General features: G+C 66.6%; 17 protein-coding genes. 4 read left to right on the forward strand and 13 right to left on the reverse strand.

Annotated elements, in window-relative coordinates:
• Nucleotides 1–23 precede the first annotated feature (23 nt).
• Together D7X74_RS42615 and D7X74_RS07660 are read right to left on the reverse strand one after the other, a co-directional pair.
• On the reverse strand, nucleotides 24–788 hold the full coding sequence (locus D7X74_RS42615; RefSeq protein WP_147446499.1) for a hypothetical protein: 765 nt from the start codon (nucleotides 786–788) through the stop codon (nucleotides 24–26).
• Nucleotides 789–946: 158 nt separating this feature from the next.
• Nucleotides 947–1,153 carry a hypothetical protein gene (locus tag D7X74_RS07660; protein WP_120532267.1) on the reverse strand — a complete coding sequence of 69 codons (207 nt, stop codon included), beginning with the start codon at nucleotides 1,151–1,153 and terminating at the stop codon, nucleotides 947–949.
• Nucleotides 1,154–1,416: 263 nt separating this feature from the next.
• On the opposite strand from D7X74_RS07660, the gene D7X74_RS07665 reads away from it, so the two are divergent.
• A complete protein-coding gene (locus tag D7X74_RS07665) occupies nucleotides 1,417–2,124 on the forward strand; it encodes a DNA methyltransferase (RefSeq protein WP_120532268.1) in 708 nt (235 codons plus the stop codon).
• Between the two features lie 53 nt (nucleotides 2,125–2,177).
• Here D7X74_RS07665 and D7X74_RS07670 read toward each other — a convergent pair whose 3' ends face one another.
• From D7X74_RS07670 to D7X74_RS07685, 4 genes are all read right to left on the reverse strand, one after another.
• On the reverse strand, nucleotides 2,178–2,651 hold the full coding sequence (locus D7X74_RS07670) for an SMI1/KNR4 family protein (protein ID WP_120532269.1): 474 nt from the start codon (nucleotides 2,649–2,651) through the stop codon (nucleotides 2,178–2,180).
• Between the two features lie 5 nt (nucleotides 2,652–2,656).
• Nucleotides 2,657–3,298, reverse strand: a complete 642-nt coding sequence (locus D7X74_RS07675) for a hypothetical protein (protein ID WP_120532270.1) — start codon at nucleotides 3,296–3,298, stop codon at nucleotides 2,657–2,659.
• Nucleotides 3,299–3,400: 102 nt separating this feature from the next.
• Nucleotides 3,401–3,808 carry a hypothetical protein gene (locus D7X74_RS07680; RefSeq protein ID WP_120532271.1) on the reverse strand — a complete coding sequence of 136 codons (408 nt, stop codon included), beginning with the start codon at nucleotides 3,806–3,808 and terminating at the stop codon, nucleotides 3,401–3,403.
• A gap of 2 nt (nucleotides 3,809–3,810) precedes the next feature.
• The gene (locus D7X74_RS07685; RefSeq protein ID WP_120532272.1) at nucleotides 3,811–4,845 is read right to left on the reverse strand and encodes a hypothetical protein; all 1,035 of its coding nucleotides are present in this window, start codon (nucleotides 4,843–4,845) and stop codon (nucleotides 3,811–3,813) included.
• 688 nt (nucleotides 4,846–5,533) lie between these two features.
• Here D7X74_RS07685 and D7X74_RS07690 point away from each other — a divergent pair.
• Nucleotides 5,534–7,039 (forward strand): DNA sulfur modification protein DndB, encoded by a 1,506-nt coding sequence (locus D7X74_RS07690; protein WP_120532273.1) that lies wholly within the window; start codon nucleotides 5,534–5,536, stop codon nucleotides 7,037–7,039.
• 469 nt (nucleotides 7,040–7,508) lie between these two features.
• Here D7X74_RS07690 and D7X74_RS07695 read toward each other — a convergent pair whose 3' ends face one another.
• The 7 genes from D7X74_RS07695 to D7X74_RS07725 all read right to left on the reverse strand — a co-directional run bounded on the left by D7X74_RS07695 (nucleotide 7,509) and on the right by D7X74_RS07725 (nucleotide 12,222).
• On the reverse strand, nucleotides 7,509–8,075 hold the full coding sequence (locus D7X74_RS07695; protein WP_120532274.1) for a hypothetical protein: 567 nt from the start codon (nucleotides 8,073–8,075) through the stop codon (nucleotides 7,509–7,511).
• Between the two features lie 108 nt (nucleotides 8,076–8,183).
• Complete coding sequence (locus D7X74_RS07700; RefSeq protein WP_120532275.1) at nucleotides 8,184–9,950, reverse strand: amidohydrolase family protein; 1,767 nt, start codon at nucleotides 9,948–9,950, stop codon at nucleotides 8,184–8,186.
• A 148-nt stretch (nucleotides 9,951–10,098) separates the two neighbouring features.
• Entirely contained in the window at nucleotides 10,099–10,455 is a 357-nt protein-coding gene (locus D7X74_RS07705; RefSeq protein ID WP_120532276.1) for a hypothetical protein, read from the reverse strand.
• Nucleotides 10,456–10,762: 307 nt separating this feature from the next.
• A complete protein-coding gene (locus tag D7X74_RS07710; RefSeq protein WP_147446500.1) occupies nucleotides 10,763–10,981 on the reverse strand; it encodes a hypothetical protein in 219 nt (72 codons plus the stop codon).
• Nucleotides 10,982–10,991: 10 nt separating this feature from the next.
• Nucleotides 10,992–11,204, reverse strand: a complete 213-nt coding sequence (locus tag D7X74_RS07715) for a hypothetical protein (RefSeq protein WP_120532278.1) — start codon at nucleotides 11,202–11,204, stop codon at nucleotides 10,992–10,994.
• A 36-nt stretch (nucleotides 11,205–11,240) separates the two neighbouring features.
• A complete protein-coding gene (locus tag D7X74_RS07720; protein ID WP_120532279.1) occupies nucleotides 11,241–11,849 on the reverse strand; it encodes a hypothetical protein in 609 nt (202 codons plus the stop codon).
• Nucleotides 11,850–11,934: 85 nt separating this feature from the next.
• Entirely contained in the window at nucleotides 11,935–12,222 is a 288-nt protein-coding gene (locus D7X74_RS07725) for a hypothetical protein (RefSeq protein WP_120532280.1), read from the reverse strand.
• Between the two features lie 253 nt (nucleotides 12,223–12,475).
• Between D7X74_RS07725 and D7X74_RS07730 the strand changes: the two genes are divergently transcribed.
• Both D7X74_RS07730 and D7X74_RS07735 read left to right on the forward strand, forming a co-directional pair.
• Entirely contained in the window at nucleotides 12,476–12,823 is a 348-nt protein-coding gene (locus D7X74_RS07730; protein ID WP_120532281.1) for a hypothetical protein, read from the forward strand.
• Between the two features lie 351 nt (nucleotides 12,824–13,174).
• A complete protein-coding gene (locus D7X74_RS07735; RefSeq protein WP_147446501.1) occupies nucleotides 13,175–13,891 on the forward strand; it encodes a hypothetical protein in 717 nt (238 codons plus the stop codon).
• Nucleotides 13,892–14,388 lie beyond the last annotated feature (497 nt).

Raw genomic sequence — 14,388 nt, forward strand, 5'->3', positions numbered from 1 at the left:
GTGGACTCGGCGACGGAGCTTGGTCAGCCGACCGCAAGCGCAGTTCTTCTGCCGATAATCCTGTCGAGCTGCTTGGCGCTTCGTGCCAGCTTGAGCGTTTCTCCTGGGGTCACGGTCGACTTGGTGCCTAATGTTGCCCAGAGTGACAAGGACTGCTTTCCGTGGGCTGCCCATCCCATTGTGAATTGGGGAGAGACTCCGACAATTGGAGTTGATAGCACACGGTCTCTTAGGTGTGTTGCAAGTATGAAGGAATGCATTTCTGGGCCGGCGTTCCAGTGCATTTGGAAATCTCGTGTTCTTAATGTTTCCATGACTGGCGCCTCTAGCGCTATGCCGCTGCCGATTGACCTTGCGGCTCCTGGGAGGACTTCCTCTGGTTGAAATTTATTTGAACTCAGGAACGCGTATAGTTTGGTCTCGGGAAGGCCGAATTTGTTTGTGCGTTGAGGGTTTGATGAGCCAAGTAGGAACGATGCCTTGAGTGCTCGGAGCGCCGGGCTGTATCGGTTGAAATGGCGATTGATGAAGCGGGCAATCCAGCGGACTGAATTCTCGTTGAGTCCTTCTTGTGCATTTCGCGCTGGTATCAGGAATTGCGCAGTGAGTTGGTCGAGAATGTCAAGTCCGATGTCGACCGAGCCCGCAAATCCTCCAATGATGTTTTGGCTTAGTGGGTAAATTTTATGGAGGGCGTCGTGCTCGCTCTTGTCTGGCAGCATTATGCGAATGTCTGATGCCATTAAGACGGTGCCGAAGCCAACGTTTGCGCCGACTACCCATGTCATTGGGGCCTCCTGGTTAGGTGACATTTTGCCGATTGGCGTGGTTGGGCATAGGAAACGTAAAACGTTCTTTCGGCTTCGCGGATGGCCATCGCGGGCATCTGGCTCACGTTCGGCCTGTAGTGCTGCGGCCCGCTCCGGGAGACTGTGGGGGGGGCGCGTCAGTCCAGCTTGGAGCGTTCCGCGTCGGTCTCCAGTTCTCCTTCAGTCAGCGTGTCGAGAGCCCCCTCCGCAGACTTTTCCCACATCTGGTCTGTGTCGACGCGGTACGCCCAGACTTCGGCCGCAAGGTTCGCATCGGGCGCACCATCCTCGGTTCGGTCACCTGGATAGGCCAGGAGGATCACAAGGCCAACCCGGTAGTGCACCCCTCCGACCTCCACCACCAAGTGGTCCCCTACAACGGGCACCCGCGCTACGGGGCAGACGCTATTCGTCGGATTGCCGCTCTTCGTCTCGTAGCGGTGGAGCCATATTGTGACCTGGGACGGATTGGTCGTCGGGCGTTTGCTGGGCATGGGCTCGAAGCTACCCCCGGCGCTGCAAGATGCGCCATCCGAAGCGGCATCCTCCGTGCACCACGCGCGCGTGTGGTGCGACCACGCGCCACGTGTCCCACGAGGCCCCCAGAGTGAAGCCCTACTTCCAGACCGACACCATCACCCTGTTCCATGGCGACTGCCGCGACCACCTGCTCGGACTGCCGTCCGAATCCGTGGACGTGCTCCTCAGCGACCCGCCCTACGGGATGGCCTACGAGGCGAAGGGCAGGAGCGGCGCGGCCATCCGCGCGGACGGCTCCCGCCAGGGCATGCGCGTCTTTCGCCAGGCGCTCACCTCCGCGGGCCACGCGCTGAAGCCGGACATGCACGCCTACGTCTTCTGCCACTGGGAGAGCTGGCCGGACTTCTTCGACGCGGCGTCGGCGCACCTGCGCATCAAGGGCGCGCTGGTGTGGTGGAAGGCCCGGGGCGGCATGGGCGACTGCGCGGCCGGCTACGCCCCGGACTACGAGGTGGTGCTGCACGGGGCCGGGCCGAAGCGCCGGCCGCTCACCGGGAAGCGCCACGGCGCCGTGCTCGCGGGCTACCCGCCGGTGCCCGCGCGGGCGCGGACGCACCCGACGGAGAAGCCCGTCAACCTGCTGGCCTACCTGGTCGAGCGCTCCTGCCCGACGGGAGGCCTCGTCCTGGATCCGTTCGCCGGCACCGGGGCGACTCTCCTGGCCGCGCAGCAGCTCGGGCGCCGGGCGGTGGGCGTGGAGCTCGAGGAGCGCTACTGTGAGGCCGCCGCGCGCCGGCTGGAGGCGGGTGGCGCTGCGCTCCGGCGCGCTGCCTGACCCGCCCGGTTCCGGTTTTGCCTCCTCGACTGAGGGCGCGAAACCGGAACCACTCAGCCCTCTGGAGGCTCGCTGCTCAGCCAGAACGCCCGGTTGCCGCTGCGCAGGGCCTTCTCCAGGAACTCTTCGAAGGAGGACGCGATGCGCTCCGTCTCGGGAAACGTCTCGTGGAAGGCGTCGAGCAGCGGGTAGCGGTCGTTCTCGCGCTGGGTGACGTCCACGACGACGTAGTCGGAGTCCTGCATGTCCACCAGCGTGAAGACGGACAGGGCGCCATCCCGGTCCTCGTCCCTGGCGCGGATGGCCAGGCGCGCACGGCGGATCTCCGCGAGCGGCAGGACGCGGTAGAGCGCGTTGGCTCGGGGCTCGAAGAGCGTGCACCCGTCGCAGTGCAGGTAGAAGGCGCGCAGGTCCTCGTCCAGCTTCCAGCCGACACGTGCCTCGAAGGCGGCGAGCTGCGCGGGAGTCGCGGGTGCGTTGGGGAAGTGGAGCCGGGAGACTTCGGCCAGCAGTGGGTCCATGGGCATGGCCGTCAGTCCACGTAGGGCCGTTCGGGCCCCGGCTTCAGCCATTGGCCACCCGGCGCGTAGCAGGCGGGGTACTCGCGGTTGAACACGCCGTGCACGTCGTCGGGCACCGGGAGGACGTTGTCCCGGGCCAGCGGCGCACCGCCGTGCCCCAGGTCGAAGATGTGGTGCCCCTGCCAGTTGATGCCGCCCGTTGACGGCCACCCGCCGAACTCGCGGCCCCACTCGTCGCGGAACGTGGTGCGCGAATTCTTCCAGGTGTTCCGGCGCCACGTCAGGTCCGCCGCCTTGGGGTAGTCGCAGCAGCAGTGGGTGATGGCGAGCCGCCCGCCAGCCTCCGCGGGCATCAGCATGAAGCGGCCCTTCCAGTCGCCCTTGATGTCGGCGAGCCACATGCAGCCCATGAGCGCGTAGCCCTGGGCGGCGCACTTCGACTCGCAGCGGGACAGGAACGCGACGCTGCACTGCCAGGGCCCGTAGTAGATGGTCGTCTGCACCTGGCCGCCGTCCGGGGTGGACACGAACGGGCTCACCCACTTCGCGGACGCGGGGCTGCCGACGGTGCCGACGGTGGCGGATCCGCATCCCACGAGGGCGAGGACGGCGACGGCGCTCGCGGCGCGCGGAAGGTGGGGGACGGCTGGCATGGATTAACATGCCAGCACGGACAAACTGGAAAGTTAAGTCACGGCCGCGAGTGCGCCCTGACGGGTAGGGCGCTCAGGGCTACCTGGATGAGGGCCGCGCCGCTACCCCTCGGGCCGGACGACTCCATCCATGCCGACGATGAAGCGCAGCGAGCCGGCCGCTTCGCCGGACACCTGGATGCGGTAGAGCTTCCCGTGCTCTAGGGGCTGCGCGGCGTCGACCACCTCGAAGCCCTCGGGCACCTCGCCGTAGACGATGCGACGAGCCTGCTTCTCGCCGAAGGACCGGGCGCGGGTGAACCAGAGCTGCGTCCCGTCCTCAGCCAGGACGTAGATGGCGTTGTACCTGGGCAGGCCTCCGTCCTGGGACGGCTCCTCGACGGCGAAGGCGGGCGCCGGCAGCTGCTCGCTGCTGGACGCGAGCGTCACGTCCAGCCAGGGCTTGCAGGCGGTGAGGAGGGACACCTGGGCCAGGAGAAGCACGAGGGGGAGGGCACGGTGGAGACGCATGGCTACGGGGCTCCCAGGCCAGCGTGGACGGACTTCATCGCGGCCGCGAGCTGGGCACTGTAGTCCCTGCCGTCGACGATGAACGGCGCGGGCGGCGTCTTGAAGCAGCCCTTCGCGTAGGCCTGCTCGAGCATCTCCGCCTGCTGCTCCGGATTCATCTCCTCCCAGGCTTTGCCCTCGCGCAGCGCCTTGCCGAGGTTGTAGCCGTCGCCGAAGAACTGCGCGATGAGCGCCTCGCTCATGTAGTCGTTGCCCCCGTGCTGGTGCTGCCACACGTGGGCGGCCTCGTGGACGAGGGTGTCCGGGGTGAGGGGCAGCCAGCCCTCGGGCACGTAGATGGTGTCGCCGTGGGTGAAAGGCCGTCCGCCCACGGTGAGCAGCCCAGCGTTGCCCTCCTTGAGCTGGATCTTCGTGTAGTCGATGGAGTCCCCGTACACGGCGTGGAGCACGGCCATCTCCTCGCCCGTCAGCTTGCGGCCCACGGGCTCGATGAAGAGCCGCGTCTGGATGGCGCTGAGGACGCTGCCGCCCAGCCGGAGCAGCCCGTCCGTCGGCGTCTGCACCGCCTTGAGGATGCTGAGCCCAAGCTGCGCCAGTCCTTCCCCGAAGCGGCCGGTGAAGATGTTCGCGATGCCCCTGCCGAACGTCTCCGCCATCTCCCATGTGTTCTTGAGCGTGCCGACGACCGAGTCGTAGACGCCCGTCACGACGCCCGACACGCCGTCCACGAGCCGCTCACCCACCCCCAGGAGGGCGTCGCCGATGTCCCCCAGCAGGCCCTGGGCGGACACACGCTGCTCGCCCTCCGCCTTCGTGATGCTCGTCGCGGGCGGGCTGACGACGGCGGGGGCGATGGCGCTCACCGTCCTGGCCTTGGCGACGAGCGCACTCGGCATGCTCGCGCTGAAGACGTCGACGGTGTTGGCCGCGCGCGCGGTGGCGTCCGGCTTCGGCGCGAGGTGCGGCGTCTCCGCGGCGGTGTCGCGGTAAGTGGTGGGGAGGAGGGTGGTCCTGCTGCGTGTCGAGATGGGGTCCATGCTGGCTCCGTGGGACGTGTCCCTCCGGAGCTGTGCAGTGCCTGTGCCCTGGCTTTTCACTCTGTAGCGAGCTTAGGGCTCCGTCCCGGCGGAGGGACGGGTGTCCACGTGAAGCCGACTGCTTAGAAGCCGAGGTGTAGAGGTTCCCGGGCGCGGACTACGGGCACTGCTTGGGGGCGTTGCGCAGCGGGCTGCACTGGTTGTTACGCCCAGGCACGGAGCAAGGCGCGCTGAAACAGGTCCTCTGGTGCCCTAGGAACGTGACGAAGGTTGAGCAATAGCCGGTGACAGAGCCGGTGGCTACCGTGCTGTTTTCCGCGATGAGGATCCCGGCGCTTGTCGCGCAGCTGAAGTGGACGCAGGGGCGTGGAGGAACTGGCGCCGGAGGCTGTGGTGCATTCGCCGTTGGCGTCGATGTACTCGCACCCGTACCCGACCCCTGTGTCCCTAGAACAGTAGCCGTACTGGTTGATGCCCTGCCAAGCGCCTCTGACGCGGGCGCAATCGGTACCCACGGCGAAATCCGCCCCAGGCGTAAATTTCTCGCAAAATACGCGATGAGTATGGGGGCTTGTATTTACGTCTGATTGGGCGTAAAAGAAGTCCACGGAACGTTGGTTCCGGAGTCCGTCGTTCGGGTGGACGTCCAAATAGGCGTATTTTCTTGTCGTGGAAAGGGTTTTAGCTCATGAAAATCGGGGTTCTGGTTAGCAAGCAGGCGGGAAAGACGGTGATGATTGGTGCGATGTCCGCAGCAGAGGTCATCGCGAATCTTTCCAGTCAGGCCATGACGGTCAACAACGAGGCGCAGCGTTCGCTCGCGCGTGGAGCGGAAAAGGAGTCGACCAAGGATCTTCTGGACAGCGACACGGTGCACAAGATGCCGCGCACCAGGGAATTCCGTGAGTTTCTGGTCCGGGTACTCAAGCACGCCATCGCTGGCAAGAATGATCAGGGGTTCTTTGGATCCATCCAGTTCATCGTGCCTGAGCGGTTTAAGGGCGCGCGCCTGCGGCTTTCGGAGGTTGAACCGGGGCAGAGCCTGCCTACCAACCTCGCGCTCGCCCTGAGCTCCCTTGGCCGCCACCGTCAACTGGGCACGTTCGAGGCAGAGCCGATGCTCGAGGAGGCAGTGTTCCACATCGCCGACGGTCAGGGGCGCTGCTTCGGCTTCTTCTCGATGCGCCGATGGATCCAGGAAGAGATCAACAACCTGAAGGCCGAACTCAAGAAGCTCGAAAAGAACGAAGCCTCTGAGCAGTTGATCGACTCCAAGGAAAAGCAACTCAAGGAGATGGAGGCGCTGCGTGAGCAGATCAACGTCTTCCTGACTGAGACACACATCCCCTTCGTCGCTTACATCTCTGCGGTCACCACCGCAGGGGAGATCGTGGGCCTGGGTGTGGAGGCCGAGAAGCGTCTCTACATCGAGAGCAACGCACTCAACTCCAAGGCGAGTCAGGAGGAACTCGTGAAGTACGAGTCCAACAGCCCGGTAGTGCTCGCGCTCCGGATGGATCGCCTCGAAGAAGAGAACGTCTGGATGAGTCCCGATTTCATTGAAGAGGACAGCAAGACGGTGGGCAAGAACAGCACCAAGGTATTCACCCTTTCCGCATTGGTGCAGGCCTACTCCTACTCGATGACGAACGACAACGATCCCATCAGCCGCGGCCTTGATGAGCAGGTGTTTGAGATGGCGTCCAAGAACCATCCCTTTGTCTCGGCGTACTGGAAACGCGTGTCCGACGCCTTCAGCAAGGCCTGGGTGCCGGACGTAGACCAGAAACAATCCGAGCGGCGCGAGTATCTGCAGGCGCGTCGGGCTGAGCAGAACGTACTCTTCCAGGCCGTCTTCCTCCATGCTCTCGGTCGGCTTGGCTATGCTCTTGGCTTGAAGACTGGTTGGGACGCGAACTCGCCGGAGTTGAACAAGCTCGCCAAGCTGACGTCGATGGACTTCGTGGCGAAGAAGGCCGCCACCGATGCGGCTGGCGAAGCCACGCCAACGTACAACTCCGCTTGGCAGCAGGCGATGATGAAGCCAGCCAAGGATGGCGCATGGTCCTTCAACAACTCGAGCGAGAACGTCGAGCGGGTATACGAGTTGCTCTGCGGGACTGTTGGCATCCCTGTAGTGAAGGCTGCCAAAAAGGCTCCCGTTGCCGCAGTGCCGGTCGAGGAGGTCGCCTAGCGCTGCTTGCGTCTGACGGTGGGCGCGCCCTTGCTTCATTGGGGCGCCCTACTGCCATCGCTTGCGCCGCGTAGGCCCAGTATGCGCCGGTACACTCAGAATGAATTGGAGCAGGTCTTCGCGAAGACGGAAGGCGAATGCTACCTCTGCTGGAAGACGCTGAACTTCGGAAACTACGGCCTCCACGGTGCGTCGGGGGCGTGGCAGGTTGAACATCGGCGCTCACGGCGGTGCTGCGGCGTCCATGCTTTCTGGAACTGGTTCCCTTCGTGCATTGCTTGCAATCTCAAGAAGGGCCGTCGCTGCGATGGGTGCTGCGCGTCCGGGCGCACTTCTGCCGCCGCGTCATGGTAGCCGTGGGGCGCGGCCCGCGTCTGATTGACGCATATGGGTTGAGCGCGCCGTGCGTGACGGCGCGCGAGAGGAAGGCGGGCGGCCCGTGCTGCGCCGCCCGCTGGAAGCGTCTCGGCTACAGCGGAACCGGCTGGAGCTCAGCCGCCAGCATCGCGGCAATCACCGCAGCCCACTGAAGCGGTGTCAGCTTCGGGGGTTGGATGTTGCCAACCGTCGTGGCGATGGCCTTCTGCAGGTTCGCGACGGTCCTGCTGCCCTGGTAGTCGTGCCAGAGGCGATTGCCGCGATTGTCCAGGCCATTGAAGCCCGGCTTGTCGCACCAGTTGATGTCAGGGCCCTCCGCGAACTTCAGCGCCTCCTTGACGCCTTGGATGATGACGGAGTCGGACAGCGCCACCTTCTCCATCTCCGCAATCCAGCGTGTCAGGTGGCGAACCAGGCTCTTCTGATTCAGGCACTGGTCCTCGGACTCGATGTAGGGACGGACGATCTTCGCGCCGGGTTTCAGCGTCCGATGCTTGAACTCGGAGACGTAGCGCTGGACGTCGGTGAGCACCGTCTTCCACGTGGCCGACGACAACCCGGGCACCTTGAGGTTGGCGTCGATGGGGAGCGGTTCCGCCCAGACGGCGGAGGCAGCAAGGCACGCAACCAGCAGGGTCAACTTGATGAGGCTTTTCATGAGGGAACTCATAGGGAGAGAGGGCGCGCCGGGAGGGCCCACCAGCGCGCGGGGAGAGGGGGCGGGCCGCGACGACTGCGCGGCCCGCGACGTCAGGTGCGGTGGGGACTACGGGGCGGTGAAGACGTCCTGCCCGCGGATGACCGTGCGCAGCACCGTGGCAGCGCGCAGCGTCGCCGCGTCGGCACCGATGACCTGCCGGTCCACGACGATCCACGATGCGGGCTGGCCGTAGGCCAGCATGCCGCCCGCCTCACGCCGCGCCCGGGCGGCCTCGCGGGTGGAAGCGATGATGCCCTGCTCCGCCGTCAGCCGCTCGGACGGATTCCAGTGCTCCATGGCCTGGGCAATCCAGACGAAGGGGCTGTCCACTCCGGGGGTGATGGGGCCGAAGCTGTCGCGACCGAAGGCCAGCTTCACGCCACGGGCGATGACTGAAGCGTACGGTGACGCGCGAGCCGTCTCGGTCGCCGTCAGGTACTCGTCAAGCACGGGCTTGAGCTGGATGTGCCCGGGGTTCTGCACCAGGTACCAGCCCAGGTCCGCGAGCCCGTCGATGGTCTCCGGGTCCGCCATGTCCCAGTGCTCCATGGTGCCGCACTGGTTGGCCATCTGCTCTTCGTTGGCCACGTCCAGGGCGAACTGCGCCGCCGCGCTGCCGTAGGCGTGGTAGATGCCGCACGTGTTCGGCGTGTTCTTCACGCGCCGGTACGCCCGCGCCAGCTCCTCACGGGACAGGTTGCTGTGGCCGAGGTAGCCCGGGGCGTAGATGGACGGGCACTGGGTGTCGGAGTTGAGGTACCCCCGCTTGCTCCAACCGATGCAGGCCTTGAGGCCCCCATCCGTGAAGCTTTTGATCCACAGCTTGCCGGACGTGGCGCGCAGGCTGTCCGGGCACGCGTCGCCCTCCTCGAGCGGCATGCACGCCACCGTCAGGTTGACGGGGTGCTGCACCAGGGACTTCACCGCCGCGGCGCGCGTCGGACGGTACTCGAAGGGGATGTCCAGGGCCGACACGATGCCCACGGACGCCGCCACGTTGAGCCAGTGCGTGTACTGGGCGGCGAAGTAGGAGTCGGGGTGACGGTTGGCCATCGCCTCGAAGATGCGCCCCTGCGCGCCCACCTCATGGACGAAGCCGTCCAGGCTCCCGTCCTCCGCGCGGCCATAGAGGCCGTTGTACGGGTTCGCGTCCCAAATGCCGATGCCGGCCGCGCTCAGGGCCGCGTCGTTGGCGAACTGGCCGTGTCCCTCGAAGGCGTCGAATCCCGTGACGGGGTTGTTCGGGGACGCCACCGACAGCTCCACGCGGACGTTGCGGCCGTGGCTGGTGAGGTAGAACTTCCGCGAGAAGAGGAACACCGTCCAGGCCCCGGCCGGCCGCTGCTGGGCGCAGCTCGTGGCGTAGGTGCGCACCTCGTCGAAGGTGGGGTCGGTGTTGAGCACCGGCACTCCGTCGGGACCCACCACCACCTGGCCGTTGGCGTCGAATGTCGGCACGAAGCACAGGTCCGTGCTCGGCTCGAAGGGGCTCAGCATGTGCTCGTGGGCGTCAATGATGCCGGGCAGCACCTGCGCGCCGTGCAGGTTCTCCACCTTCTTCGTGTTCGGACCGACGTACTGCTTCCAGCCGTCGCCGTGGCCCACCCAGAGGATGGTTTCCCCGCGGACTGCCATGGCGGACGCCGAGCGGCGGAGGGGGTCACCATCCTGCGAGGTGTAGATGTTGGCGTTGTAGATGATGTGCGTGGCGTCGCCGCGCAACGCGGACGTGTCCGGCGTGGGCGGATGGTAGGAGGACTCCAACTGCGCGAGGGCGGGGGAGGCCGTCAGGCACACGAGTGCCAGCGCGGAGAGACGCGAGAGGGAAGACATACGACTCCTGGGGAAGGGTGCTGCGGTTGCGGCTGGACGGAGTGCCGAGGCCGGAGTCGAACCGGTGCGCTGCTTTCGCAGCGGGGCCCATGCCCTTCATCGGCGGGTGTTTCGTGTGCGGCGCGCGCCAGGTGCCGGCGCGGTGCTGCTACGCGGGGACGGTGAGCCGCTCCGTGCCGTCCATGTCGAACCACATGGGACGGACCTCGTGCTTGTGCGCCCAGTAGTCGAGGAGCACTTCCAACTCCCGGCGCGCTTGGTCGCTCACGACGTAGCCGTCACCGCCTTCCGGGCCCTCATCCATCGCGTGCTGGTCGAGCATGTCCACGACGTTGTCGGCGCCGAGGTAGCTGGCGGGAGTCGTCGCGACGGCCAACCAGAAGGGCTCGCCCGGCGAGAGTCCCAACTCGCCCGCCCTGGCGATGGCCTCCTCGCGTGTCGCGAAGGCCGGGGCGTCCATCCAGTTCTCGTCGTCCTTCGTGATGCACCAGTCGCCAGCCTTCATGCGTGCGTCCTCCGTGTGCTGCGTGAGAAGGGCCCGGCGAGGTGGATGGGGGGAGTACCCACCCCGCCGGGCAGGCGCCCAACGTCGGCGCCGCGAGAGAACCCCGTGCGGCCCAATGCCGACGGGGCGTGGTGGGGCGGTCCGTCCAGCCCTGTGCTGGCCGCTCCCACCGACAAGGCCCGGCCCCACGATGGGGCCGGGTTGCAGCCGTGCGCGTCGCGCAATCGGCCTCCCGGGCCGGGGAGACGGAAAAGACGCGCGCGGCTGCCCAAGGGCCCGACGGCATGTCGCCGCCGGGAAGTGACGCTCAACCGTCGTGCAGGCCCCAACCGCAGAAGAGCCCGTCCTTCCCTCGCAGGAGGGGCGCGCCGCAGTGGCAGTGGCCGTCCGGGGCAGGGCGCGCGCTCGGTGGCGGCGTGGGCTCCGCAGCGCCCTTCAGCTTGTCCAGCTCCCGGAAGTACTCCTGCCGGTTGGCCCGGTGCTGCCGCACAGCGGGGGAGGGTGTTCGCAGGTGGCGGGGGCCCATCGTCCGACTCCTATTCGTAGTGCTCGCCCGCGGCCTGCTCGGCCCGGCGCAGCAGTTCGCGCTCTTCCGCGAGCACCTCCTCTTCCGGGGTGCTCTCCCACTCAAAGGCCCGCCACCGGTGCTTCCCCTCGTGGCCCTCGCCCTCTTCGCGCTCGCACAGCACCCAGCTGCGCTCGGGGTGCTCGGTGAAGGCAGGGCAGGGGCTTCGCGTGCAGCCAGCCATTGGACTCTCCAGGTCTAATGACTTTATGCGTACCCCTCACGTCTGACATTGCGAGGGCACGTCGGCGGCGCGCAGCCGCGCGTGCCACAACTCCACTTCCAGCGAGACGAAGAGCGCGTCCTCGCCCTGGCGAAGGAGGGTGAGGGCCTGTCGCGCCTGGGTGACGGCCGCCTGCGCGCGGTACCACGGGGACTCCACGCCCATGTCTCGGGAAGGCGGCAGCGCGTCACGTGCCGCATGGGCGTCACGCCACGCCTGCGCTGCTGTCTCCCGTCGTGCCGGCAGCGCGTCCGCTTCGGAGAGGGCGCGCTCGATGGCCACGCCTTCCCCGATGCGCCAGTACGCCCGCAGCGTGCGGAGTCGGCGCGTCAGCTCCTCGAGGGAGTCCGGAGCCCCGGCCAGCGCCGCGCGGTCCACCGGCACCGCCGACTGCGCCTCTGCCACGGCGGCCGGGCCACGCCGCCGCAGCTCGCGGTCGACGAGCGTCTTGTCGGAGAGGCACCCCGAGAGGGCTCGGCGCATCAACTCCCGCGGGGACAGCACCGCCAGCTCCGCGCGGGCCAATGGTGCGGCGCGCGTCTGTCCGGGCTGCCGAGGGGCCGTGCCGTGCGGACGCACCTCTCCCGTCTCCATGTCGTTGGCCATCTCGTCCTCGGGGTTGTGAAGGGCTCTTGCCGGAGCGTGTCCGGCTCAACTGGAACGGGCGCAGGGACGTGCCTCGCCTGGGGACTCAGCTCTGCTGGGGGGCGTCCGGTTCCGCGTAGGGCCAGGTGCGGTTGTCCAGCAGCCCGCGCAGGCGCTCATCCGCCGGTGCCGCCACCACCTGCTGCGCGAGCGTCGAAACCTCGCGCAGCTTCTCGTCGCGCTGGCCTAGTGCGACGACGTTCTCCAGGGCGTACCGCACTTCGTACGCGCTGAGCGGCCTCTGGCCCGCGTCGCGGAGCACCTCCTTCAGGCGCTCCACCTTGCCCGTGAGCAGGTCCTCCCGCTTCCGCTCCCTGATGTGCACGTACCGCATCGGTCCACCCCCTGCGCCTGCGTGTCGATTCTGCGGTGCTTCTCCTGCTGACGTCCTCGCTGGCCACCCAGCTCGCGCCCGCCGCCGTGCCCTCTCCCGTGTGGAGCCCCGTCCGTCCGCCATCCGCAAGACCTATATATGCGCCACGCAAGCGCCACGCAAGCGTTGTGCTTGCGTGGCGATTGCGTGCGGCGTACGTTGGTCGTGCGTTGACCGGCGCACCGCCGGCCGCCTACACCGGAGGGCCAACTGCATGCGAGGTGCCACCGTGGCGCAGTACCGGAAGCAGGAGCCGAGATCCGTCGCGCTCAACCTGCGAATCACGAAGACTGCCGATGAGCAGCTGCTTGCTGCTTTGAAGGAAGAACAGAAGGAACCCTCCAACGCGGAGATGTCCAGAGCGGAGCTTGGCGCCCTCATTTGGGATGACGGCCTCGATATCTACGCCGCTCGAACGACGCTCGGACCCGAGCGCTTCACGAGACTGACGCGAGTCCTCGGTGACCAGCGGGCGGTCCTGACGGAACTGCTACGACGAGGGTTGGATGCGATGGAGGAAGAGCAGGGCTTCGACAAGCCGCCAAAGAAGGGTGGGCGCTGAGCGGTCTCGGTTCGAAGTGGGTCCGGGAAATCAAGTGAGCATCGTAGAGTGGGAGCTTGGCGCTACGCTGCCCAGGCAGGTGAGCGGGAGTGTTTCATGCGGAAGCCGATGAATACCGGCCAGGGTGGTACGTCTCAGCAGACGCGCGGAGGTGGTGGTGTGAGTCCGGGAGAGCCGCGCGCTAACGATGGCCGACATGCAGGCCGACTGGGCGGGTACCACCTCGGCAGGTGCATCGAGAGAGGGACGGCACAGGGCGACGTGTACCTGGCTCGGGAGATCCGAACCGGAGAAGCCGCAGTGCTGGCGCGACCTACGGTGGGCGAGGGGCAGTTGCTCCCATCTACTCCCGTGGAGGTGCTGGATCAGTACCCCAGTGCCTCGTTGCAGGTCGTGTGGACGTCGTCCGAATCTCCCTCGTACCGCGCGCTGAAAGTCCGCCTCCCCGGAACGGCGTCGCCCGCCAAGGTGGATGAGGAGCTGACCGCGGTGTCCGAGGAACTGCCGAACCTGTTGGAGCAAGCCCTGGCGCGCCCCGAACTGCGGGAACACCTGCTCTCGCCTCCGATCACGCGCTGGCAGCGTTGGCGCGGGCGGTGGCGTCGGTCCGCAGTTCGCGCTCGGACCGCCGCAGTGCACCACTGGAAGGACGTGGCGCTTGGCGCCCTCGTGCTTGGGTTCCTCGCGAACCTCGTCTGGCCTCACGAGCAGCCTGCGCCCTCACCCGACGCGCTGCGGACCTCCGTGACCAGTCGTCACGAGCCCGGTTTGGACACGCTCACGACCAGCCTCGCGGAAAGCATCACGGAGGACGTGGAAGCACCAGTGCTGCTGGTTGGCGTGGGCTCACCGTTCATCGCTCGCGACATGCCGTCGAAACCCTTCAAGGTCCAACAGCGCCCTCCGTGTAGGGGCAGCCAGAAAGAGCTCAACGGGGGGTGCTGGGTTCAGGTGGTTGTCGATGATGCGCCGCCATGCCCGGATGATCTCTACGAGTACAAAGGCGGTTGCTACGCGCCGGTGAAGCTGGAGACCGGTGACGGGGCCTCGCGCTCGATCTCACGGTAGCGGGCTTGCTTTCAAGCTGCACTAGCAGTAACGATATTCAGAGCAGTCTCGTTGTGCCCGCTGACTGAGTGGCAGTGGGTTTCCCAAGGCTTCACCACAGAATTCACCGGTTGGTCGTGATGGGCTGTCCGGTGATAGGGCCCTGTAACCACGTGATGGTGCTGCAGGTGTGTCCGCGGGTCTCCGCTGGCGTCCACTCAGCGCCAGCGGGGCCTGTCTTGGGGTCGCCGTGGGCCAATCGCAGATCACACAGGCTTCGCTATTCCTGTTGGGCGCCGCTTCGCTTTCGGACGGGACGGGTGTCTCGGTGCGCGGACGGGCGACTAGTGCGGGCTGCGCGGCGAGTGACTCGGGAGCCCGTGGCGCGCGTGTTGCTGAGGCACAGGTCAGGCCTGGAGGTGGCCTACCCGTGCGGTTGTTGCCATGTATCAAACCTGATAGATTGTTCAGTCGCGATGGGGGACGCCATGGTCAACTGTGACGACAGCGGAGGCGCC

It is taken from the genome of Corallococcus sp. CA047B (assembly GCF_003612065.1).
GTDB lineage: Bacteria > Myxococcota > Myxococcia > Myxococcales > Myxococcaceae > Corallococcus > Corallococcus praedator.